Source organism: Burkholderia sp. COPS, assembly GCF_019425585.1.
Lineage (GTDB): Bacteria > Pseudomonadota > Gammaproteobacteria > Burkholderiales > Burkholderiaceae > Burkholderia > Burkholderia cepacia.
This window is the reverse complement of the sequence record NZ_WIXR01000053.1, coordinates 13152-33510: the sequence shown is the minus strand read 5'-3', so window position 1 is coordinate 33510 and position 20359 is coordinate 13152. Positions and strand designations below refer to the sequence as shown.

General features: G+C 68.9%; 20 protein-coding genes. 15 read left to right on the top strand and 5 right to left on the bottom strand.

The window, feature by feature from the left end:
• Window positions 1-206: 206 nt before the first annotated feature.
• Window positions 207-998: an SDR family oxidoreductase gene (locus FOZ70_RS32580; protein WP_059494779.1), complete on the bottom strand. Its 792-nt coding sequence runs from the start codon at window positions 996-998 to the stop codon at window positions 207-209.
• Between the two features lie 380 nt (window positions 999-1378).
• On the opposite strand from FOZ70_RS32580, the gene FOZ70_RS32575 reads away from it, so the two are divergent.
• The 13 genes from FOZ70_RS32575 to FOZ70_RS32515 all read left to right on the top strand — a co-directional run bounded on the left by FOZ70_RS32575 (window position 1379) and on the right by FOZ70_RS32515 (window position 15611).
• Complete coding sequence (locus FOZ70_RS32575) at window positions 1379-2260, top strand: neutral zinc metallopeptidase (RefSeq protein ID WP_219707578.1); 882 nt, start codon at window positions 1379-1381, stop codon at window positions 2258-2260.
• Window positions 2261-2515: 255 nt separating this feature from the next.
• Window positions 2516-3256 carry a LuxR C-terminal-related transcriptional regulator gene (locus tag FOZ70_RS32570; RefSeq protein ID WP_059856158.1) on the top strand — a complete coding sequence of 247 codons (741 nt, stop codon included), beginning with the start codon at window positions 2516-2518 and terminating at the stop codon, window positions 3254-3256.
• 51 nt (window positions 3257-3307) lie between these two features.
• The gene (locus tag FOZ70_RS32565; protein ID WP_059856161.1) at window positions 3308-3979 is read left to right on the top strand and encodes a hypothetical protein; all 672 of its coding nucleotides are present in this window, start codon (window positions 3308-3310) and stop codon (window positions 3977-3979) included.
• A gap of 160 nt (window positions 3980-4139) precedes the next feature.
• On the top strand, window positions 4140-4337 hold the full coding sequence (locus FOZ70_RS32560; RefSeq protein WP_059683979.1) for a hypothetical protein: 198 nt from the start codon (window positions 4140-4142) through the stop codon (window positions 4335-4337).
• 464 nt (window positions 4338-4801) lie between these two features.
• Window positions 4802-6304: an aldehyde dehydrogenase family protein gene (locus FOZ70_RS32555; RefSeq protein WP_021163649.1), complete on the top strand. Its 1503-nt coding sequence runs from the start codon at window positions 4802-4804 to the stop codon at window positions 6302-6304.
• Between the two features lie 70 nt (window positions 6305-6374).
• Window positions 6375-7715, top strand: a complete 1341-nt coding sequence (locus tag FOZ70_RS32550; protein ID WP_021163648.1) for an aspartate aminotransferase family protein — start codon at window positions 6375-6377, stop codon at window positions 7713-7715.
• 236 nt (window positions 7716-7951) lie between these two features.
• Window positions 7952-9454 (top strand): APC family permease, encoded by a 1503-nt coding sequence (locus FOZ70_RS32545; protein WP_021163647.1) that lies wholly within the window; start codon window positions 7952-7954, stop codon window positions 9452-9454.
• Complete coding sequence (locus FOZ70_RS32540; protein WP_059589182.1) at window positions 9451-10038, top strand: DUF3156 family protein; 588 nt, start codon at window positions 9451-9453, stop codon at window positions 10036-10038. Before FOZ70_RS32545 ends, FOZ70_RS32540 begins: the two co-directional genes overlap by 4 nt.
• A 63-nt stretch (window positions 10039-10101) precedes the next feature.
• On the top strand, window positions 10102-11040 hold the full coding sequence (locus FOZ70_RS32535) for a helix-turn-helix domain-containing protein (protein ID WP_021163645.1): 939 nt from the start codon (window positions 10102-10104) through the stop codon (window positions 11038-11040).
• Window positions 11041-11207: 167 nt separating this feature from the next.
• Window positions 11208-12416, top strand: coding sequence for a porin (locus tag FOZ70_RS32530; RefSeq protein WP_219707577.1), 1209 nt, complete (start codon window positions 11208-11210; stop codon window positions 12414-12416).
• A 195-nt stretch (window positions 12417-12611) separates the two neighbouring features.
• Window positions 12612-13850 carry an ABC transporter substrate-binding protein gene (locus FOZ70_RS32525; protein WP_048022011.1) on the top strand — a complete coding sequence of 413 codons (1239 nt, stop codon included), beginning with the start codon at window positions 12612-12614 and terminating at the stop codon, window positions 13848-13850.
• A gap of 34 nt (window positions 13851-13884) precedes the next feature.
• The gene (locus tag FOZ70_RS32520) at window positions 13885-14754 is read left to right on the top strand and encodes a sugar ABC transporter permease (protein ID WP_059490151.1); all 870 of its coding nucleotides are present in this window, start codon (window positions 13885-13887) and stop codon (window positions 14752-14754) included.
• A complete protein-coding gene (locus FOZ70_RS32515; protein ID WP_021163641.1) occupies window positions 14751-15611 on the top strand; it encodes a carbohydrate ABC transporter permease in 861 nt (286 codons plus the stop codon). The genes FOZ70_RS32520 and FOZ70_RS32515 overlap by 4 nt, the downstream gene beginning before the upstream one ends.
• 97 nt (window positions 15612-15708) lie before the next feature.
• Here the strand turns inward: FOZ70_RS32515 and FOZ70_RS32510 are convergent, their stop codons facing one another.
• Window positions 15709-16746, bottom strand: a complete 1038-nt coding sequence (locus tag FOZ70_RS32510) for a LacI family DNA-binding transcriptional regulator (protein ID WP_219707576.1) — start codon at window positions 16744-16746, stop codon at window positions 15709-15711.
• A 6-nt stretch (window positions 16747-16752) separates the two neighbouring features.
• Here FOZ70_RS32510 and FOZ70_RS32505 point away from each other — a divergent pair, with 6 nt between their 5' ends.
• Window positions 16753-17673 carry a phosphatidylinositol-specific phospholipase C gene (locus FOZ70_RS32505; protein ID WP_021163638.1) on the top strand — a complete coding sequence of 307 codons (921 nt, stop codon included), beginning with the start codon at window positions 16753-16755 and terminating at the stop codon, window positions 17671-17673.
• Here FOZ70_RS32505 and FOZ70_RS32500 read toward each other — a convergent pair.
• The 3 genes from FOZ70_RS32500 to FOZ70_RS32490 all read right to left on the bottom strand — a co-directional run bounded on the left by FOZ70_RS32500 (window position 17670) and on the right by FOZ70_RS32490 (window position 19712).
• On the bottom strand, window positions 17670-18635 hold the full coding sequence (locus FOZ70_RS32500; protein ID WP_219707575.1) for an alpha/beta hydrolase: 966 nt from the start codon (window positions 18633-18635) through the stop codon (window positions 17670-17672). The genes FOZ70_RS32505 and FOZ70_RS32500 overlap by 4 nt on opposite strands.
• Window positions 18636-18724: 89 nt before the next feature.
• A complete protein-coding gene (locus tag FOZ70_RS32495) occupies window positions 18725-19063 on the bottom strand; it encodes a hypothetical protein (RefSeq protein ID WP_021163637.1) in 339 nt (112 codons plus the stop codon).
• Window positions 19064-19100: 37 nt separating this feature from the next.
• Entirely contained in the window at window positions 19101-19712 is a 612-nt protein-coding gene (locus FOZ70_RS32490) for a LysE family translocator (protein ID WP_048022001.1), read from the bottom strand.
• Between the two features lie 88 nt (window positions 19713-19800).
• On the opposite strand from FOZ70_RS32490, the gene FOZ70_RS32485 reads away from it, so the two are divergent.
• Window positions 19801-20328 (top strand): GNAT family N-acetyltransferase, encoded by a 528-nt coding sequence (locus FOZ70_RS32485; protein ID WP_219707574.1) that lies wholly within the window; start codon window positions 19801-19803, stop codon window positions 20326-20328.
• Window positions 20329-20359: the final 31 nt, after the last annotated feature.

Below are 20359 nucleotides of genomic sequence, written 5' to 3'. Positions count from 1 at the left end.
GCGGGCGGGGTTCAGCGGGGCGGGCGGCGGCTGCGCGAGGGACCGGGGGGGCGGGGGGGGGGGGTGGTATGGGAGCGGGCCGGTGAAGCTCGGCGCGGCGTACCGGCGGCTCAGCCGGGGCGGGCGGACGGGCGGCGGCGGGCGGGCGGGCACGCACGACGCGCCTGGTGCAACGAACGGTTACGCGGGCGGCGTGCCCGCGCGCATCAGAGCGTGTCGAACGCGAGCGTCGGCACGTCGACGACCATCGCGCCGCCGTCCGCGACGAGCGTCGCACCGGTCACGAACGACGCGTCCGGCGATGCGAGGAACGCGCACACGGCCGCGATCTCGTCCGGGTCGGCCGCGCGGCGCAGCGGCACGTCGGCGCTGACGCGTGTATACGCGCCGTCGAGCGTGTCGCCGTACGCCGACATCAACGGTTCCATCTCCGCATCGGCCATCGGCGTGCGGACCCAGCCGGGGCACACCGCGTTCGCCCGCACGCCGTGCGGCCCGTAGTCGCGCGCGAGCGACCGCGCGAGCCCGAGCAGCGCGTGCTTGCCGACCGTATAGCCGCACACGCCGGGCCCGGCCGCGAGCGCGGCGATCGATGCGACCAGCACGATGCTGCCGCGCTGCGCGATCAGGTCGGGCAGGCACGCGCGCGCGCTGACGAACGCGGTGTCGAGGTTCGCGTGCATCGCGTCGCGCCACTGCGCGTCGTCGGTTTCGTCCGCGCGGCCGAGCCCGTGGCCGCCCGCGCAGGCGACGAGCGCGTCGACGCGGCCGACGCGTTCGGCGATGCGCGGCAGGAAGCGGGCCCAGTCGGTGGCGCTCGCGGCATCGCCGGCAAGTGCGAGGCCGCCCGTTTCGGCGGCCAGCGCGTCGAGCGGCGCCTGGCGCCGCCCGATCAGCACGACGCGGTCGCCGCCGCGTGCGAAGCGGCGCGCGCACGCGGCGCCGATGCCGGTGCCGGCGCCTGTGATCGCGATCGTGCGGGGGGGCGGGTGTGTCATGTCGTGCTCCGGAAAGGGGTGGTTTCCGGTCACTTTAGGCGGGGCCGGCTAGCGCCGGTATCAGCCGAAAGGATGAACGCGGGCGGCATCCGGGGCGTGCGCTGGCCATTTTGCAAAGGCTGACGATGTCCGGCGCCGAATCGCACTATCCTCCCCATTTTTGCGATAAGTCACGAAAGCCCGGCAGAATAGCGCGGGCGAGCCGCGTATCGACGCGCGGTGCGTCGGCCGGCCGATTCCGTCGTGCGAGCGGAGCGGCGGGCTGGCGATCCCGGCACGCAGGCGTGGCCTCTGCCGAACGATCGTGCCGCGACAACACAACATATCGCCCGGTTGCGCGCCTGCGCGCGGGCCATCGACAGGAACAGGGAGGGCCGGTTATGAGGCTGGACGACGAAAGGGAAAGCACGAACGTCGAGGATCGCCGTGGTGCCGGCGGGTTCGGCGGCGGGCGGGGCGCGACGATCGGCATCGGCACGATCGTGATCGCGTTCGCCGCGTCGTATTTCTTCGGGATCGACCCGCGCGTGGTGCTCGAAGGCGCATCGGCGCTGCAGGGCCGCCCGCAGCAGGCGCAGCCCGCGCCCACGCAGCGGCAGGGCGTGCCGGCGAACGATCCGGGCGCGGTGTTCACGCGCAAGGTGCTCGGCAACATCGAGCGCACGTGGACGGGCGTGTTCAATACCCAGCTGCATGCGCAATATCAGCCGCCGACGCTCGTGATGTTCACGAACTCGACCCCGACCGCATGCGGCACGGGCCAGACGGCGATGGGGCCGTTTTATTGCCCGGCCGACCGCAAGGTGTATATCGATCTCGGTTTCTACGACGAGCTGCGCCAGCGTTTCGGCGCGGGCGGCGATTTCGCGCAGGCTTACGTGGTCGCGCACGAAGTCGGCCATCACGTGCAGAACCTGCTCGGCATTTCCGACAAGGTTGACGCCGCACGCCGGCGGGCGAGCCAGGCGCACTCGAACGCGCTGTCGGTACGGATGGAGCTTCAGGCCGACTGCTTTGCCGGCGTATGGGCGAACAATGCGCAGCGCGCGAACCAGCGGCTGATGGAACCCGGCGATTTCGAGCAGGGGCTGAAGGCGGCCGCCGCGATCGGCGACGACCGGCTGCAGCAGCAAGGGCAGGGTTACGTGGTGCCGGAGAGCTTCACGCACGGCACCAGCGACCAGCGCGTGTACTGGCTGCGGCGCGGGATGGAATCGGGCGAACTGAGCGCCTGCGACACGTTCGCGTCGAACGCGCGCTGATACGCGGCGCGCGCGTCGTCGCGCGCCTTTATCGTTCCGGTTGCAGGGGTTGCATCGGCTGCACCGGTCGCATCAGCCGCACCGGCCACACCGGCCACACCGGCTACACCAGCCACACCAGCCACACCAGCCACACCAGCGCCCGCCGCCAAACCGCGACGATTTGCCAATTTGTGCTCACCGGCGCTTTTCGGCACCGATAGGCTGGCCCGAACTTCGATTTCCGATACGTTCGCGCCGCCAGCCGATTCCACCATGCCGCTCCCGACCGTTCCCGCCGACCCGGCCTCCGACGACTGGCCACGCGCGCTGCGCGCGTGCGTGGATGCGTTCGACGCGTTCGCGAGCCCGTCCGCGATCGTGTTCTACCGGCTCGACCAGAGCGGCGAACCGGCCGATTTCGAGCTGTTCGGGATGCCGGAATCGATGCATCGCACCTATGTCGCGCGCTACCGGATGCTCGATCCGCTGCATCCGTCGCGTTGCGCGGCGGGCGAACGCGCGGTCGTCACGCTCGCGTCGCAATTGCCTGACGAAAGACGCGACGCGTCCGCATACTGGACCCGTTTCCTGCGGCGGCACGACGTGGCCGACGTCGTCGAGATCTGGCTGCGCGACGCGGGCCGGACGGTCGGTGCGTTCTCGCTGTTGCGCTTCGGGGCCGGCGACGCGCGCGGCAGCGCGGCCGGTAACGCCACGGCCGGGCGGTTCGCACCCGGCGAGATCGATGCGCTCGCGCGGCTGCAGCCGGTAGCCGAAGCCGCGCTGAGCCCGCTGCTGCGCGTGCGGAGCGGGATCCACCGGATCGGCTGCGAGGAGCGGCTGACCTACCGCGAGGAGCAGATCGCGCGCCTCGTGCGCGACGGCCGCTCGAACAAGGAGATCGCGCGCGATCTCGCGCTCGGCCAGCCGACCGTCAAGACGCACCTGATGCGCATGTACCGCAAGCTCGGCGTGTCGAACCGCACCGAACTGGTGGGGGCGCTGTTCCTGTAATTCATCGGATAATTGCGGTCCGGAATTCAAACCTTTCGCGATTGCCGATTCATGAATATCAAGGCGCTGCTGGCTGGGCTGCTCGTGTTGCTGGGTGTTTCCGCGGCCTCGACTGCGTTCGCGCAAGAGAGCGAACCCGATTCGTGCGCCGTACTGCAACCGCTCCGGATGCCGGCCGATGACGTCGGCGACGCTGGGACTGATCTCGGCGACGGATGGCTCGCACTGGCGCCGGACGGCAATCGCTGGAAGCTCGCGCCGGCACGCATCCGGCTCGAACCGGTGCAACCGGATGGCATTGTCGTCGACGTCACGTCCGACGTGAAACATGCCGTTGCGCTGTTGCGTTGCACATCGCTCAGGCAGGGCCGGGTCGACGCGGTGAACCTGGCGTTCCCGAACGGTGGAAGGGTGATCGAGCCCGGCCCCGAACCGCTGCGTTTCGCGTTTCACGGCCACCGGTACGCGTTGCGCTACACCGCATCCGGCGCGGTGATTGCCGAAGGCGGGGGCAAGCGGTCGGTCCTGCATGATTTCGGCGGCGACCCGCCGCCGTTTCGCGTCACCCTGATCTGGGCGGGCGACCTCGACCGCGACGGCCGACTGGACTTCCTGATGGAATTCGGCAGTGAAATCGGCACGAATTTTTGCCTGTTCACGTCGGGCAATGCCAAGGAAAACGAACTGGTCGGTCCTGCAGGCTGCCTGGATGTCAGCGGCTGACCGGCCGCACGCCTCTGTCAAGCATCCACCTCGCAAGCCTGATCGGTCGAACCGTACCGAACCGGTTGGCTCGACGCCGCAATCGTTCTGCTCGCGGATTTCCGGCGTCGTGCAGTACCATGCGCGATCGTCGTTTCAATAACAACCAGGGGCCGGGAACATGGACGTCACGATCATTGCAGTTGCGCTTGTGGTCGCCGCCTTGAGCGTTGCACTGCCGATTTTCATCATCAGGACCGTGAGAAGCGGGATATACGATTCGCTGTACTTCCTGATTCCGCTGGCGCTCGGCATCTACTGGCTGGATTACCAGGCGTACGACTTCCTTGCGTCGATGGGGCACGGCTTCAGAAACTAGCATGACGCGGCGATCGGCCCTTCTGGTGGCCAGCCCCACGAATGAATTTTCCCGAACAGGGGGAGCGTGCCTTTCCGCCCGCATTGCGGCGTCGTTCGTCGCTTGTCCCCCAAGGGGACTTCCTTCGGGACGTTTGGCACGGCCAAACGGCGCTCCTCACTTCTTGCACTGCGAGCGGAACGGCACGTTCGCAAGCCCGTTATTAGCGTGAACAGGCCCTAGCCCGGTACCGGCGCGGGCATGCCCGCACTGGTCGAGTAGGCCGGCCGGTCTGCCCGTGCGATACCGAGCCGGCTTCCCGTCTCGACACTCGACCCGCCACCGCGGGGTTCGAACCCGCCACCCTCAGCGCCCACGCGCTGCCAATTTGCGCTCACCGGGCGTGAACCCTCGTCGATACAGTGATCCGACGCCCGCGTGCCTCACACGCACGCGGTCCAGCCACGACAATCCTCGAGACGCCCATGAGCACCACGAACTTCGTCGCCGTCAGCGACACCGTGCGCACTTTCGTTGCGCGCGATTTCGGCCTCTTCATCGACGGCGAAATGCAGCCCGCCCACGCGGCCGCGCGACTCGACGTGTACGACCCCGCGACGGGCGAGCGGCTCGCGACGGTCGCGGACGCCGACGAACGCGACGTCGACCGCGCGGTCGCCAGCGCGAAGCACGCGTTCGACACCCGCGTGTGGAGCGGCCTGCGCCCGGCCGACCGCGAACGCATCCTGCTGAAACTCGCCGACCTGATCGAGGCCGACGCCGAAACGCTCGCGCAGCTCGAAACGCTGAACCAGGGCAAGTCGATTCACGTGTCGCGCGCGATCGAGGTCGGCGCGAGCGTCGAATACGTGCGCTACATGGCCGGCTGGGCGACCAAGATCACCGGCCAGACGCTCGACGTGTCGATCCCGTTCCCGCCCGGCGCGCGTTATACGGCCTATACGCGCAAGGAGCCGGTCGGCGTGGTCGCCGCGATCGTGCCGTGGAATTTCCCGCTGATGATCGCGGTGTGGAAGCTGATCCCCGCGCTCGCGGCCGGCTGCACGATCGTGCTGAAGCCGTCGCCGGAAACGCCGCTCACCGCGCTGCGCCTGGCCGAGCTCGCACGCGAGGCCGGCGTGCCGCCCGGCGTGTTCAACGTCGTCACCGGCGGCCGCGTGTGCGGCGCCGCGCTCGCGAGCCACCCGTCGATCGCGAAGATCTCGTTCACGGGCTCGACCGCGACCGGCAAGCTGGTCGGCGCGGCGGCCGTGCAGAACATGACGCGCTTCTCGCTCGAGCTCGGCGGCAAGAACCCGATCGTGATGCTCGACGACATCGACGTCGCGCAGGCGCTCGACGGCGTCGCCGCCGGCGCGTTCTTCAACCAGGGGCAGGTGTGCGCGGCCGCGTCGCGCATCTATGTGCACCGCAGCAAGTTCGCGCAGCTTGCCGACGGCCTCGCGGGCGTCGCGCAGTCGATGAAGCTCGGCGCGGGCCTCGACACGACCGCGCAGATCAACCCGCTGGTCTCCGCGCACCATCGCGACAAGGTCGTCCAGCACATCGAGGGCGCGCGCCGCGCGGGCCTGACGTTCCTCGCGGGCGGCACGCCGGCCGACGACCTGCCCGGCTACTACGTGAAGCCGGCCGTGATCGCCGATCCGCATCCCGACAGCGCGATCGTGCGCGACGAAGTGTTCGGCCCGGTAATCGTCGTCGTGCCGTTCGACGACGCGGCCGACGCGGTGCGTCTCGCGAACGCGTCGCCGTACGGCCTCGCCGCGAGCATCTGGAGCAACGACCTGAAGCGCGTGATGAACCTCGTGCCGCAGATCGAGGCCGGCACCGTGTGGGTGAACTGCCATATCCCGCTCGATCCGTCGATGCCGTTCGGCGGCTACAAGCAATCGGGCATCGGTCGGGAGTTCGGCCAGTACGCGATCGAAGGCTTCACCGAAACCAAATCCGTCTGCATCGCGCACTGACGCGCGGCATCAACCTCGAACCCTGAACCCGGACGAACCAGGTTCAACCGATCCGACAGTGGAGACTGCAATGAGCTACAACGAAGCAAAATTCTGGCACCCGATGCTGCACCCGAACGAGATGAAGCAGCGCAAGCCGATCCGCATCGTGCGCGGCGACGGCTGCTACGTGTTCGACGAAGAGGGACGCAAGCTCGTCGACGGCGTCGCGGGCCTGTGGAACGTGAACGTCGGCCACAACCGCCAGGAAGTGAAGGACGCGATCGTGCGCCAGCTCGACGAGCTCGAATACTTCCAGCTGTTCGACGGGATCTCGCATCCGCGCGCGGAAGAGCTGTCGAAGAAGGTGATCGACCTGCTCGAACCGGAAGGGATGCGGCGCGTGCTGTACAGCTCGGGCGGCTCCGATTCGATCGAGACCGCGCTGAAGATCGCGCGCCAGTACTGGAAGGTGCGCGGCCAGGCCGACCGCACGAAGTTCATCTCGCTGAAGCAGGGTTATCACGGCACGCACTTCGGCGGCGCGTCGGTGAACGGCAACACGGTGTTCCGCCGCAACTACGAGCCGAACCTGCCGGGCTGCTTCCACGTCGAGACGCCGTGGCTGTATCGCAACCCGTTCACTCAGGACCCCGAAGAACTCGGCCGGATCTGCGCGGAAATGCTCGAGCGCGAGATCCAGTTCCAGAGCCCGGACACGGTGGCCGCATTCATCGCGGAGCCGATCCAGGGCGCGGGCGGCGTAATCGTGCCGCCGGCCAACTACTGGCCGCTCGTGCGCGAGGTGTGCGACCGTTACGGCGTCCTGCTGATCGCCGATGAGGTCGTGACGGGCTTCGGCCGCAGCGGCAGCATGTTCGGCAGCCGCGGCTGGGGCGTGCGCCCTGACATCATGTGTCTCGCGAAGGGGATCTCGTCGGGCTACGTGCCGCTCGGCGCGACGGTCGTGAACGCGCGGATCGAGGATGCGTTCGCCGCGAACGCCGATTTCGGCGGCGCGATCATGCACGGCTACACGTATGCGGGCCACCCGGTCGCGTGCGCGGCCGCGATCGCGAGCCTCGACATCGTCGTGAAGGAAGACCTGCCGGCGAATGCGGCGAAGCAGGGCGCGTATCTGCTCGAAGCGCTGCAGCCGTTCGCGGAACGCTTCGCGGCGGTCGGCGAGGTGCGCGGCAAGGGGCTGATGCTCGCGCTCGACCTCGTCGCGAACAAGGACACGCGCGAGCCGATCGACCCGCTGTCCGGCTACGCGAACGCGGTCGCGGAAGTCGCGCGCGAGAACGGCGTGCTGGTGCGTCCGGTTGGCACGAAGATCATCCTGTCGCCGCCGCTCGTGATCCAGCGCGAGCAACTCGACCGGATCGTCGACGCGCTCGCGGCGGGCTTCGAGGCTGTGCCGTTCGCGTGACGGCGTGATTGCGTGACGGCAAACCGGCGGCGGGCAGTGCGGCCGCCGCCGGTTTGCCGATTTGCGCTATGACCGGATTATTTTGCCTGCGTATTTTTTCGACATCGGATCAAGGTGTGATCGACAGGGGGCCCGGGAATCGAAGCGCTGAAGCGCCGCCCCGGGCCGACCGCAAAGCATGGGGCCCCGATAGCTGCCGGAGCGCAGGTTCGGGCCCGTTCAGGAAGGAGACGAAGATGTCGGGATGGTCAGGAATTACCGGCGCCGCGGGCGGCGCGCCCGCCGGCACGCCGGCCGAGGCAGGCGGCGGCACGGCGCTGAAGGCGGGTGCGGTGGGCTTTCCGACCGCGCTGGCGAGCGCCGTCGGCCTCATCATGGCAAGCCCGGTGATTCTCACCGCGACCTCGGGCTTCGGGATGGGCGGCTGGGCGTTCGCGGTCGCGATGATCATCGCGTTCGTGATGATGCAGGCGCAGGCGACCACGTTCTCGGAAGCCGCCGCGATGCTGCCGACGGCCGGCTCGGTTTACGATTACCTGTCGTGCGGGCTCGGCCGCTTCTGGGCGATCACCGGCACGATCTCCGCGTATTTCCTCGTGCACGTGTTCGCCGGCACGGCGGAAACGATCCTGAGCGGCATCATGGCGCTCGTCAATTTCGAATCGCTGAATGCGGCGTTCGAGAAGCACAACAGCTCGTGGCTCGTCGGCGTCGGTCTCGTGGTCACGTTCGCGATCACCAACATCATCGGCATCAAGGTGTTCAGCAAGCTCGAGATCGTGCTGACGGCCGGCATGTGGCTGTCGCTGATGATCTTCGGCATCCTCGGGCTCGCGGCCGCGCCGGCCGTGCATCTCGACGGCTGGTTCGGCGGCTCGGAAGTCGGCACGTCGGTGCCGGCCGTGCTGTCGCTCGTCGGGATGGCGATGTTCATGTTCGTCGGCTGCGAGTTCGTCACGCCGCTCGCGCCGGAAATGAAGGCGCCGGGCAAGACGATTCCGCGCGCGATGGCGCTCGGCCTCGTCGGCGTCGCGATCTGCATGTTCCTTTACGGCGCGGCGATCCGCCGCCAGGTCGCGAACGTGCCCGTGAGCCCCGACGGCCTCACGCACCTGCTCGACACGCCGGGCGCGATTCCCGCGTTCGCGCTGCAGGTGCTCGGGCCCTTCGGCCGCATCTGGTTCGGCATCGCGTTCCTGTGCGCGGGCGCCGCGACGATCAACACGCTGATGGCCGGGCTGCCGCGCATCCTGTACGGGATGGCGATCGACGGCGCGCTGCCGCGCTGTTTCGCGTACCTGCATCCGCGCTTCAAGACGCCGGTGGTCGGCATCGTCGCGGCGGCGATCGTGCCGATCTTCCACGCGTGGCTGATCAACGGCAATCTCGACAGCATCCTGCACCTCGTGCTCGCGGCGACCTGCGCGTGGGGCACCGCGTACCTGCTCGTCACCGCGTCGGTCGTGATGCTGCGGATTCGCCGCCCGGACCTGCCGCGCCCGTACCGTTCGCCGCTGTTCCCGCTGCCGCAGATCGTGTCGAGCGTCGGCATCGTGCTCGCGATCTGGTACATCACGCCGCCGGGCATGAACGCGCGCGACATCTACGTGCCGTTCGGCGCGATGCTCGGGCTCACCGCGCTGTACGCGCTGTTCTGGACGCTCGTCGTGCAGCGCCGGCATCCGTTCAAGCCGGTGCCGGTGGAAGAAGTGCTGCGCAACGAGCACGTCGCGTCGTGAAGGCTGCGCTCGCCCGCTGGCGCGCGGCGCCCGATGCGCCGCCGCCCGGCCATCGGCCCGGCGCGATCGCCGCGCGCGTGCTCGCCGATCTGGGTGCCGCGCGCGACGCCGACGGGGGCGGCAGTCTGACGGCCCGATTGCCGAACGGCGTACGCGTGACCATCGACGAGCGTGTCGATCGCCAGTTCCTGATGCATACGGTCAGCGTGACGGTGGCGGCAACCGCGCGCGGCCCGGCCGTGCAGGGCCGCGCGCGGGTGACGCAGACCGGCTGGCTGCGCCGCACGGGCATCGACGCGGCGGCCGCACCGGGATGCGACCCCGGATTCGCCGACACGGTGGCCGCGCTGGTCGCCGAGCCGTCGCTGGCCGACGCGCTGCGGCCGCTGCACCTGACCGACTGCGCGATCGACGCGCGCGACGGCCGCTGGACGCTCGCGATCGTGCCGTTCGGCGGCAGCGAGGTCGTGAACCGGATGCCGTCGTTCCGTCGCTACGTTCGCCTGACGGGCGAGCAGGCCGCCGCGCTGTCGGCGGCCTGTCTTGCGTTCGAAACCGCACTACGCAGGATTTTGCACGGGTAAGCTGTGGCGTTGCGCGCCGGGGGAAGCCGGCGGCCGCGTTTAGGGGTTTTACCGGAGATGCCGATGCTGTTCCAGTCACGCTCACACGAAGACGTGCACGATCACGGGCTCGCGATCGCGGGCTGGCATCAGGTCTACCGCCAGATGACGCCGGGCCGCTTCAAGGGCACCGTCACGCAGGTGCTGTACGACGATTTCCACTTCTTCCGCGAGACGACCAACCGGCGCGTCGCGCAAACCGGGCTCGCGCCGGCCGGGCGCACGTCGCTCGCGGTGCCGCTGTCGGTACCGCTCGCGGGCACGTTCCAGGGCCAGCCCGTCGACGGTTATGCGCTGCTCGCGCTGCGCGCCGGCGAGGATTTCGAATTCCATACGCCGGAAGGGATGGGGCTCGTCGGGATCAGCGCGGCGTCCGACATGGTCGACGAGCTGTGCGAAGCCGAATTCGGCGCATCCGGCGCGCGCAAGCTGCGCCACGTGACCCGGTTGTCCGACGAGCAGGGCGTCGCGCTCGGCGTGCGGCTGTCGTCGTTGATCGACGATGCGCAGCGCAACCCGGGCCACCTCGAATACGCGGCCACCCGCAAGATGTTCCGCGACGCGATGCTCGGCATGTTCCTCGACGCGCTCGAGCAGGGCATCGGCGTCGAGCGCCGCGACATCACGCACGCCACCTACAGCGACATCGTGAGCCGTTGCGAGAAGCATCTGCGCGACCGCCCCGAGGAACCCGTCACCGTGCTCGAACTGTGCCGCGCGCTGCGGTGCAGCCGCCGCACGCTGCAGACGAGCTTCCAACGCGTGGCGGACGTCACGCCGGTCGGCTATCTGCGCACGATCCGGCTGAACGCGGTGCGCCGCATGCTGCGCACGACATCCGTGCAGCAGCTCGGCGTCGGCGAGGCCGCCGCGAGCTGGGGGTTCACGCACCTCGGTTATTTCGCGCGCGAGTATCGCGACCTGTTCGGCGAGCTGCCTTCCCAGACGACGCGTCCCGAATGACGCACGCGCACCGCGACGGCGCCGCCGGGCAACGTCGCGCACCATGCGCGCCACGGTTTGCCGATTTGCGATAGAGGTCCTGAATTTTCGCTGGATAGAGTCCTGTCACCCATATCGACAACCCCATCGATCTGCACTGCGTATCGATGACAACAGAGGGGCGGGACATGAGAATCGGAAGACGACTGGCCGCGGCCGCGGCCACGCTCGGGTGCATGCACGCACACGCGCAGACCTCCGGCAGCGTGACGCTGTACGGCACCGTGGACACCGGCATCATCTACTCGACGAACCAGCAGTTCACGCGCGCCGACGGCAGCACGGGCGGCGGCCATGCGTGGCAGATGGGCGGCGGCAACCTCGTGCCGTCGCGCTTCGGATTCCAGGGGGCCGAGCCGCTCGGCGGCGGGCTCGACGCAGTGTTCACGCTCGAGCAGCAGTTCCTGTCCGCGAACGGGCAGGCGCTGCAGGGCGGCACCGCGTTCAGCCGGCAGGCGTGGGTCGGGTTGCGCCAGGAGGGGATCGGCACGCTCGGCCTCGGCCGCCAATACGACTCGTACACGGACATGCTCGGCGCGTATGTGTCGAGCAACAACTGGGCGACACCGTACGGCTCGCACCTCGGCGACGTCGACAACCTGAACGCCGCATTCAACTTCAACAACGCGGTGAAGTTCACCAGCGCCGATTTCAACGGCTTCACGTTCGGCGGCACGTTCAGCTTCGGCGGGCAGGCCGGCGATTTCTCCGCGAAGCGCGGCTACGCGGTGGCCGCGACGTACACGCGTGCGCCGGTGGCGTTCTCGGTCGGCTACCTCGACCTGCACCAGCCGCTCGACGCGGCGCTCGGCGGCGCGAGCGGCTATATCGGCGATTTCGCGTGCAGCAACCCGGGCGCGATGTACTGCCTGCTGCAGGATGCCGGCTCGATGCGCGCGTTCGGTGCGGGCGGGTCGGTCACGTTCGGCGCGGCGACGATCGCGCTCACCTACACGCATACGCGCCTCGGCGACAGCCGCTACTTCTCGACCGCCGCGCAGCCGCGCACGCAGGCGTTCACGTTCGACATCGGCGAACTGAACGTCACGTACCTGTTCACGCCCGCGCTGCAGGGCGGCGTCGCCTACATCTTCAACGCCGCGCATACCGACGGGCGCGGCACGACGCGGTTCCACCAGGTGAACGTCGGCACGAACTACAGCCTGTCGAAGCGCACGGCGCTGTACGCGGTCGCGATCGGCCAGATCGCGAGCGGGACGGGGCTCAGCACCGACGCGAGCGGCAACGCGGTGAACTACGCGCAGATTCCGGTGCTCGCGAACAGCAACTCGAGCCGGCAACTGGCGGTGATGGCCGGGATCCGCGTGAATTTCTGACCGGGGCGGAGGCACGGAGCGGCAGGCGGGGCGGGGCAGCCGGGCACGGCGACGGCCGTTCCCGCCGCGTGCCATAAATTCTTAACGATCGGCGTGAACAATGGCGTTCGCTTCAGGCGGCCAGAAGCGTCGCCCGCGTTGCACACGTGTGCAACGCCTGGCCGTCCCGCCACCACGCCGAACGAGAGAGACCTCATGACCTTGCTGAGCCGCCTGCGCGCGCTGTCCGCCGCCGTTGCGCTGTCCCTTGCCGCCTCGCACGCCTTCGCGGCGGACCTCGTCATCGCGGGCCGCGACGACATCTACGGAAAGGGGCTGGCCGACGCCGTCGCCGGCTTCAACAAGCTGCACCCGGGCACCGAGATCGAGCTGCTCAAGCTGCCGAACGCGAACCTGTACCAGAAGCTCAAGCTGTCGATGCGCGAAGGCACGGGCGCGTACGACCTCGTGATGATGGACGACACGTGGGCGCCCGAATTCATCGGCAACGGCTGGCTGAAACCGCTGCCGGCATCGTTGGCCGACGCCGACCTCGTGCCGTCCGCGGTCGCGCTCGGCCGCAACGCGGCCGGTGCGCTGTATGCGCTGCCGATCGTCGGCAACGTCGAGATGTTCGCGTACCGCAAGGACCTGCTCGCGAAATACAAGCTGCAGCCGCCGCGCAACTGGGACGACGTGCTGAAGATCGCGCAGACCGTCGGCGGCGCGGACAAGAGCGTTTCGGGTGTCGTGTTTCGCGGCACGAAGGGCAATCCGGTCGTGACGGGCTTCCTGCCGATCCTGTGGGCCTACGGCGGCGACGTGTTCGACCGTGCCGGCAACGTGACGATCGATTCGCGCGAGGCGCAGGCCGCGCTGAAGACCTTCCTCGCGCTGAAGGCGTCCGCGCCGAAGGACGTCGACGTCTACGGCGCGGCGGAAGTGCGCGACGCGCTGCAGCGCGGCACGGCCGCGCAGTCGATCGAGGTGTGGCCGGCGTGGGTGCCGGCGCTCGACGATCCGAAGCAGTCGCGCGTGGTCGGGCAGATCGCGCTGCAGCCGCCGCCCGGGCAGACTGCCGGCCCGGCGCCGATGCTCGGCATCTGGCAGATGGGCATTCCGAAGGACGCGCCGCACGCGAAGCTCGCGCAGGACTTCCTCGCGTACCTGACCAACCGCGACACGCAGACGCGTCTCGCCGGCATCGGCATTCCGCCGACCCGCCGCAGCGTGTTCAACGATCCGGCGCTGGTGCGCCAGTATCGCTGGTATCCGGATCAGCTGAAGGCGCTCGAGGCCGGCCGTGCGCGGCCGCGCGTGAAGGACTGGCAGCAGGTCGAGAGCATTCTCGGCGACCAGCTGCAGCTCGCGCTGACGGGGCAGGCCGCGCCCGACGCCGCGCTGCGCCAGGCGCAGCAGAAGATCGCGCAGGCGACGGCCGCGGCCGGCAAGTGACGGCGCGCGTCAACTCGGCAGCCGGAGGTCGCGCATGAAGTCCTTCGGCCGCAGCCTGCCGTTCGTCGCCCTGCTCGGGCCCGCGCTGCTGGTGCTCGCCGCGCTCGCGCTGTATCCGGTCGCGCAGGTGCTGATCGATTCGTTCTGCCACGTCGACTACTCGGCCGGCCGCCGCGCGTTCGCGGGGCTCGCGAACTATCGCGCGGTGCTCGGCGACGACGCGTTCACGGCCGGTTTCGGCAACACGCTGCGCTTCACGATCGTCGCGTCGCTCGCGGAAGTCGCGCTGGGTTTCGGCCTCGCGCTGCTGTTCGTGCGCGCGTTCCCGGGGCGGCGCATCGCGCTGCCGCTCGCGATCCTGCCGATGATGCTGTCCACGCTCGTGTGCTCGGCGATCTGGCGCAACTGGCTCAACTTCGACGGCTTCCTGAACGCGCTCCTCGCGGTGTTCGGCGTCGAAGGCGTGCGCTGGCTGTCCGATCCGCATCTCGCGTTGTGGTCGCTCGCGCTCGTCGACGTATGGCAGTGGACGCCGATGGCCTTCCTGATCGTGCTGGCCGGATTGCAATCGATCCCGCAGGAGCTGTACGAAGCCGCGCGCACCGACGGCGCGAGCGAGTGGCAGTGCCTGCGCGACATCACGCTGCCGCTCGCGGCGCCGCAGATCGGCCTCGCGCTGCTGCTGCGCTCGATCGACACGTTCAAGCTGTTCGACAAGGTCTATGCGCTGACGGGCGGCGGCCCCGGCAACGCGACGCAGACGCTGTCGACCTATATCTACGACACGGGCTTCCGCTTCTTCAACGTCGGGCCGGCGAGCGCCGCGTCGGTGCTGATGCTCGCGGCGTCCGCGCTGCTGGTCTCGGGGTACGTATGGCAGACGGTTCGCAAGCGGCGCGCATGACGGCGCAATCCGCAGGCATCTCGCGCGCGCGCACGGGCGCCGCATTCGGTCGCGCGCTGCCGTGGGCGTTGCGCATCGCCGCGCTCGCGCTGTTGCTGCTGCCGTGCCTGTGGATGGCCGGCGCGGCCTTCATGCCGACGCTCGAACGTCTCGATCATCCGATGCGGATCTGGCCGGCCGCGCCGACCTTCGCGCATTTCGCATCGGTATGGTCCAACGGCATCGGCGCGCCGCTCTTCAATTCATTGCTGGTCGGCTTCGGCACGACGCTGCTCGCGCTGGCGCTCGCGTTTCCGGCCGCGTATGCGCTCGTGCGGCTGCGGTTTCCGGCGCGGCTCGACCTGCTGTTCCTGGTGCTCGTGCTCGCGTTGAAGCTGATGCCGCCGATCACGATCGCGGTGCCGCTGTTCGCGCTCGCGAAACGGCTGCACCTGCTCGATTCGATGCCTGGCCTGATGCTCGCGTATCAGATTTACGCGCTGCCGATGGCGATCTGGATGCTGCTCGCGTTCGTGCGCGACGTGCCGATCGAATACGAGGAAGCGGCCTGCATCGACGGCGCGGGGCTGGCTCGACGGCTGGTGCAGATCGTGCTGCCGCTGTGCGCGCCGGGCCTGATCGCGACCGCGATCTTCGTGTTCATCGCCGCTTGGAACGAGTTCCTGATCGCGCTGCTGTTCGTGTCGACGCCGAGCCGCTTCACGCTGCCGCTCGCGATCGCCGGCTACGTGACGGAGAACGGGATCGACTGGGGTGACTTGATGAGCGCGGGCCTGATGGCGTCGCTGCCCACGCTGGCCGTGGCCGGTTATGTGCAGCGTTACCTGTTGCGCGGGTTCGCGGGCGGGTTGAAGTGACGCCGATGCAGGACGGCGGTGCGCCGCGCGGCAGGCTCGGCTGCGCGCTCGCGCCTGTCACGCATTATGTTGGCGCACGCGCGCGCATCGCACGTCGCTACGCCGGGCGGCCGACGCAGCTGTGACGAACGACGCAGGTCACCGGCACGACCCGCGTGCGCGATGCGCCGGCGAACGCCTGCATCCGCTCGGCGAGCATGTCGACGGCCGCGTTCGCGAGGCCTTGCGTATCCTGACGGAGCGTCGTCAGCGCATAGCCGTCGAATGCGGCGGCAGGAATGTCGTCGAAGCCGATGACGCGCAAGTCTTCCGGCACGCGCAGCCCGAACTGCTGGCGCGCGGTGTCGATCATGCCCAACGCGAGCAGGTCGGACGAGCAGAACACGCCGTCCGGAACGGTGTCGCCGGACAGCAGATGCCGTGCCGCATCGACACCGCATGCGTATGTGTCGGACGGCGTGTCCTGAATCCGAACGCTTGCGGCGCTATCGGTATCGCGGTGACGACGAAGCGCTTCGACGAACGCAGCGGCACGCGCGCTCGCACTGTAGCTCGTGTTGCGCGGCCCGACGAACGCGACCCGGCGCGCGCCCGCCTGCGCGAGCATTCGCGCGGCATGCGCGGCGCCGGTCGCGTTGTCGCTCACGACGACATCCGCACCTGGCAGATTCGCGTCGCGGTTGATCATCACGACCGGGATCCGGTGTTCGAGATACTGCTGCGCGACCGACAGCGGCGGCGAGGCAGACGTCATCACGAGGCCCGCGATCCGGTAGCTGAGCAGTTGCTCGAGCGATTGCCGGACCTGGCGCGGGTCTTCCGCATTGGTCACGAGCGGCGTGAGCGCGCGCTGCCCGAGCGCGGCCATCAGGTCCGACAGCAGCCGCGCGCGAAACGGATTCTCGAACCCGGCCGTCACGACGCCGATCATGCTGCTGCGCTGCGTGATCATGTCGCGCGCGATCAGGTTGACCTGGTAGCCGAGCGCGCGCGCGGCGACCATCACGCGCTCACGGGTTTGCGGTGCGATGCTCGCCGTCGGCGAGAATGCACGCGACACCGCGGAGCGCGATACGCCGGCGCGCGCCGCGACATCCGACGCCGTCACCCACGGTTTTCTTTCCTTGTCATTCATCGATTCATGATCCCTTCGAGCCACGATACGCGCACGCCGCCTGCCGACTGGATGTCGGCGCTCGACGACGCGCGGCCGCTGCATACGCTGACCCTACCGGGCAGCCATGACACCTGTGCGTATACGGTCGACGATGCGCTCGTGCGCACCCAGCGTGCGCCGCTCGATGCGCAACTCGCGCATGGCGTGCGGCTGCTCGACATCCGCTGCCGGCACGTGCGCGACGCGTTCGACATTCATCACGGCGGCATCGCGCTCGGCATGACGTTCGACGACGTGCTGGCCGATTGTTTGCGTTTTCTCGACGAACATCCGCGCGAATGCATCGTGATGTCGGTGAAGGACGAATGGCCGGCGCACGCGTGCACACGCAGTTTCGATGCGACGTTCGATGCGCATCGCGCGCGGCATCCGCGGCTGCGCTGGCATGCCGGCGGCACGCTGCCCGCGCTCGGCGACGTGCGCGGCGCGATCGTGCTGCTGCGGCGCTTTCGCAGCAGCCGGCCGCTCGGCATCGACCTGACCGCGTGGCCCGACAACGCGACGTTCACGATCGATCATCCCGACGGCGCGTTCGTGATCCAGGACGAATATCGCGTGCCGGTGGCGGCGTCGATCGGCTGGAAGTGGCGTGCGATCGACGCGCTGCTGACGGACCTGCCGTCGCCGGACAGTGGCCGCTGGGCGATCAACTTCTGCAGCGGGACCGGCATGGGCGCGAATCCGTCGGTCGTTGCCCACGGCGACGGCCGGGTGCAGGGCATTCATGCGCGGCTGGCCGCACGGCTGCGCGAGCAGCGCGGCCCGTGCGGCGCGATGCTGCTCGATTTCTGCGATGACGACGATTGGGCGCTGGTGCGCGCGCTGATCGCGTGCAACGACCATGCGCCGGTGCCGGGTGCGTGGCGCAAGGCGTTTCGCTGCTAGCGAAGATGGGCGGTGAAGAATGCGAGCGCCTTTACATCGAGCATCGTGTGGAACGCCGCACGGTCGAATCCCTTCGCATCGGTACAGACTTCGGGCGAGTCGTGTGCCAGTTGTTCGGGGCACGGCGCGAGAAACGCGAAGTGCGCGGAATTCGGCACGACGTGGAATTCAGGCCGTCGCGGCAGCAGGCCGGCCAGCGCGGGGGTCGTTTCCGGCTCCACGCCGTCGCCGCCCGCTTCGGACGCCCAGAGCTGGATCGGCGCGTGCACGTCCTTCAGCGTTTCGGCGGTCGGGAATTCGTCGAGCGGGTCGGCGAGCACGTAGGCCTTGATCCTCGGATCGTGCGTCAGCGGCTGGCGCGGCAGGTCATGGTCGCGGATCTGCTTGCAGATCAGCCAGGTCGGGTCCGGGCAGGCCACCCGTGCGTGCACGAAATCCGGATTCGCGCCGGCCAGCACGAGGCCCGTATAGCCGCCGCGCGAGAAGCCGAAGAAGCCGATCCGCGCGGGATCGACATGCGCGGCATCGGCCGCGTTGGCCAGCATGTAGTCGACGAGGCGCTTGATGTCCGCTGGCCGCTCGGCCAGTTCCCGCAGGTCGGCCGCGTGGCTCATGTCGGCATGCGTGTCGCCGGGATGATTGATGGCCGCGACGACGAAGCCCGCGTCGGCGAGCGTTTCGGCGAGGTCGTGATGGCCGAAGTACGTGCCGCCATGCCCGTGCGAGATCACGACGAGCGGCAGCTTGTCGCCGACGGTCGGGCAGTCGCGTTGTCCTTTCAGTTCGAAAGGCCCGATCGTGAGCGTCTGGGCGGCGTCCGCGCAGGGCGTCCACACGACTGCCTTCAGTTCGGGGCCGCCGGCGTCGGCCGGAATCCGGACGAGCTTGATGCCGGCCGCGTGCGTGAGCGTGGCCGACAGGCAGAGGAGGGCAGCCAGTACGGTCGATAACCAGGTCTTCACGGTGAAACCCTCCGGAGCAGGAGCAACGATCGGACGGCCGTTGCGAGTTGCCGGTCGCGCGCCGGCATGCGATTGCACGGATACGACGATCAGCGTGCGTCGCCGATCGTGATGCAGAAATGCAGCCGGTCGGTCGTTGCGTGGTATTCGTCGTGCCACGCCTGCGCGTCGGACGTCATCGTGCTGCGGCAGAACGCGGCAGCATCCGCCAGCGGCCAGTCCGCAAGACACACGGTGCCCTGCGGTGCGCTGCCGTGTCCGACCCGCCCGTCGGCAGTCAGGACCCAGCCTTCCCATCCGTAGATCGGAATGCGATGACGCACGCAATAATCGATGCATTCGAGCGCGGCGTCGAGCGGAAGCACGATCTCGCGACTGGAAATCGATTGCGCGGCGAGAGCGGCAGGAATCTTCCCGAGTTGCGACATGGCGGGCGGCAGGGGCGGTGTGGTGCGGGACCGGCGGCTACCGTGTCGCGATTGCCACTGCCGCGCCGGCCATTGCGGTCGCGCTCGTGCGGTTGGCGATCCGTTTCGCGCGCGCCGAAGTGAGAAAAGCCCGCGCGCGCGCCGCGAGCAGCGACCAGAAGCAGTCGGCGAGGATCAGCACCGCGAGCATCGTGGCGACGAGTTCGGCCCACGCGGTCACACCGACGTGCGTGAGATCGACGATGGTCGGCAGCAGCGCGAGATAGAACACCATGATCTTCGGGTTGCCGAGCGTGACGAGCATGCCTGCGACGAACATGCGCGACGGCGACTGGCCGCGCGGCAGGTCGTCGGCGCCGGCCTCGGTCGGCGCGGTCCACATCTTCCACGCGAGGAACAGCAGGTACGCGACGCCGAGCAGCTTCAGCACGATCAGGCCGGCCGCGAACGTGCGCGCGAACGCGGACAGCCCCGCGACCGCGAGCGTGAGCCACAACGCTTCGCCGAGCCACATGGCGGCGAGGAACGGCAGCACGTCGCGCACGCCGTTGGTCAGCACGCGCGCGACCAGCGCGGCGACGCTCGGCCCGGGGGTGCCGGCGGTGACGAGCAGGGTGACAGCGAAGACGGCGAGCGCGGACAACGTCATGACGAACCTCGTGGGTGGAGGCGTTCGAAACGTATGAGGTTTCGATTATAGTGACGGCCGTTCCAGACTGTCTGCCTGAATTGCCGCAATGACCGCATCGATCCTGATTCGCCCCGCCACGCGGGAAGACGCGGCCGCGATGGCCGCCGTCGAAGTCGCCGCCGCGCAGCGGTTTCGCGAAATCGGCATGACCGACATCGCCGATGGCGAGCCGACCGATGCGGCCGACGTGCTCGCGCGCATCGACGACGGCCGCGCGGTCGTCGCGGTCGATGCGCAGGGCGCGTGCGTCGGGTTCGCGTTCTACCGGCTGCTCGATGCACGGCGGTTGTATCTGGAGGAACTGGATGTCGCGCCGTCGCATGCCGGACAGCGGATCGGCGCGCGCCTGATCGAGCAGGTGAGCGCACGCGCCGCGCGGGAAGGTATCGCGGAGGTCGTGCTGTCGACGTTTCGCGATGCGCCGTGGAATGCGCCGTACTACGCGCGCCTGGGTTTCAGCATCGTCGACGACGCCACGCTCGACGGCACGCTTTGTGCGATCCGCGCGCACCACGTCGCGCTCGGGCTCGACGAGACGCAGCGCGTGTTCATGCGGATGCGCGTCCCGGGCTGACGCACTCCCGGCGAGTTGCGGTGCAGGCAGC

Bases quoted from the DNA above. Each gene is read 5' to 3' on its own strand.
- FOZ70_RS32580 (WP_059494779.1), bottom strand. From the start codon at position 998: ATGACACACCCGCCCCCCCGCACGATCGCGATCACAGGCGCCGGCACC.
- FOZ70_RS32530 (WP_219707577.1), top strand. From the start codon at position 11,208: ATGAGAATCGGAAGACGACTGGCCGCGGCCGCGGCCACGCTCGGGTGC.
- FOZ70_RS32565 (WP_059856161.1), top strand. From the start codon at position 3,308: ATGAATATCAAGGCGCTGCTGGCTGGGCTGCTCGTGTTGCTGGGTGTT.
- FOZ70_RS32575 (WP_219707578.1), top strand. From the start codon at position 1,379: ATGAGGCTGGACGACGAAAGGGAAAGCACGAACGTCGAGGATCGCCGT.
- FOZ70_RS32520 (WP_059490151.1), top strand. From the start codon at position 13,885: ATGAAGTCCTTCGGCCGCAGCCTGCCGTTCGTCGCCCTGCTCGGGCCC.
- FOZ70_RS32485 (WP_219707574.1), top strand. From the start codon at position 19,801: ATGACCGCATCGATCCTGATTCGCCCCGCCACGCGGGAAGACGCGGCC.
- FOZ70_RS32510 (WP_219707576.1), bottom strand. From the start codon at position 16,746: ATGAATGACAAGGAAAGAAAACCGTGGGTGACGGCGTCGGATGTCGCG.
- FOZ70_RS32515 (WP_021163641.1), top strand. From the start codon at position 14,751: ATGACGGCGCAATCCGCAGGCATCTCGCGCGCGCGCACGGGCGCCGCA.
- FOZ70_RS32490 (WP_048022001.1), bottom strand. From the start codon at position 19,712: ATGACGTTGTCCGCGCTCGCCGTCTTCGCTGTCACCCTGCTCGTCACC.
- FOZ70_RS32545 (WP_021163647.1), top strand. From the start codon at position 7,952: ATGTCGGGATGGTCAGGAATTACCGGCGCCGCGGGCGGCGCGCCCGCC.
- FOZ70_RS32535 (WP_021163645.1), top strand. From the start codon at position 10,102: ATGCTGTTCCAGTCACGCTCACACGAAGACGTGCACGATCACGGGCTC.
- FOZ70_RS32555 (WP_021163649.1), top strand. From the start codon at position 4,802: ATGAGCACCACGAACTTCGTCGCCGTCAGCGACACCGTGCGCACTTTC.
- FOZ70_RS32560 (WP_059683979.1), top strand. From the start codon at position 4,140: ATGGACGTCACGATCATTGCAGTTGCGCTTGTGGTCGCCGCCTTGAGC.
- FOZ70_RS32505 (WP_021163638.1), top strand. From the start codon at position 16,753: ATGATCCCTTCGAGCCACGATACGCGCACGCCGCCTGCCGACTGGATG.
- FOZ70_RS32550 (WP_021163648.1), top strand. From the start codon at position 6,375: ATGAGCTACAACGAAGCAAAATTCTGGCACCCGATGCTGCACCCGAAC.
- FOZ70_RS32570 (WP_059856158.1), top strand. From the start codon at position 2,516: ATGCCGCTCCCGACCGTTCCCGCCGACCCGGCCTCCGACGACTGGCCA.
- FOZ70_RS32525 (WP_048022011.1), top strand. From the start codon at position 12,612: ATGACCTTGCTGAGCCGCCTGCGCGCGCTGTCCGCCGCCGTTGCGCTG.
- FOZ70_RS32495 (WP_021163637.1), bottom strand. From the start codon at position 19,063: ATGTCGCAACTCGGGAAGATTCCTGCCGCTCTCGCCGCGCAATCGATT.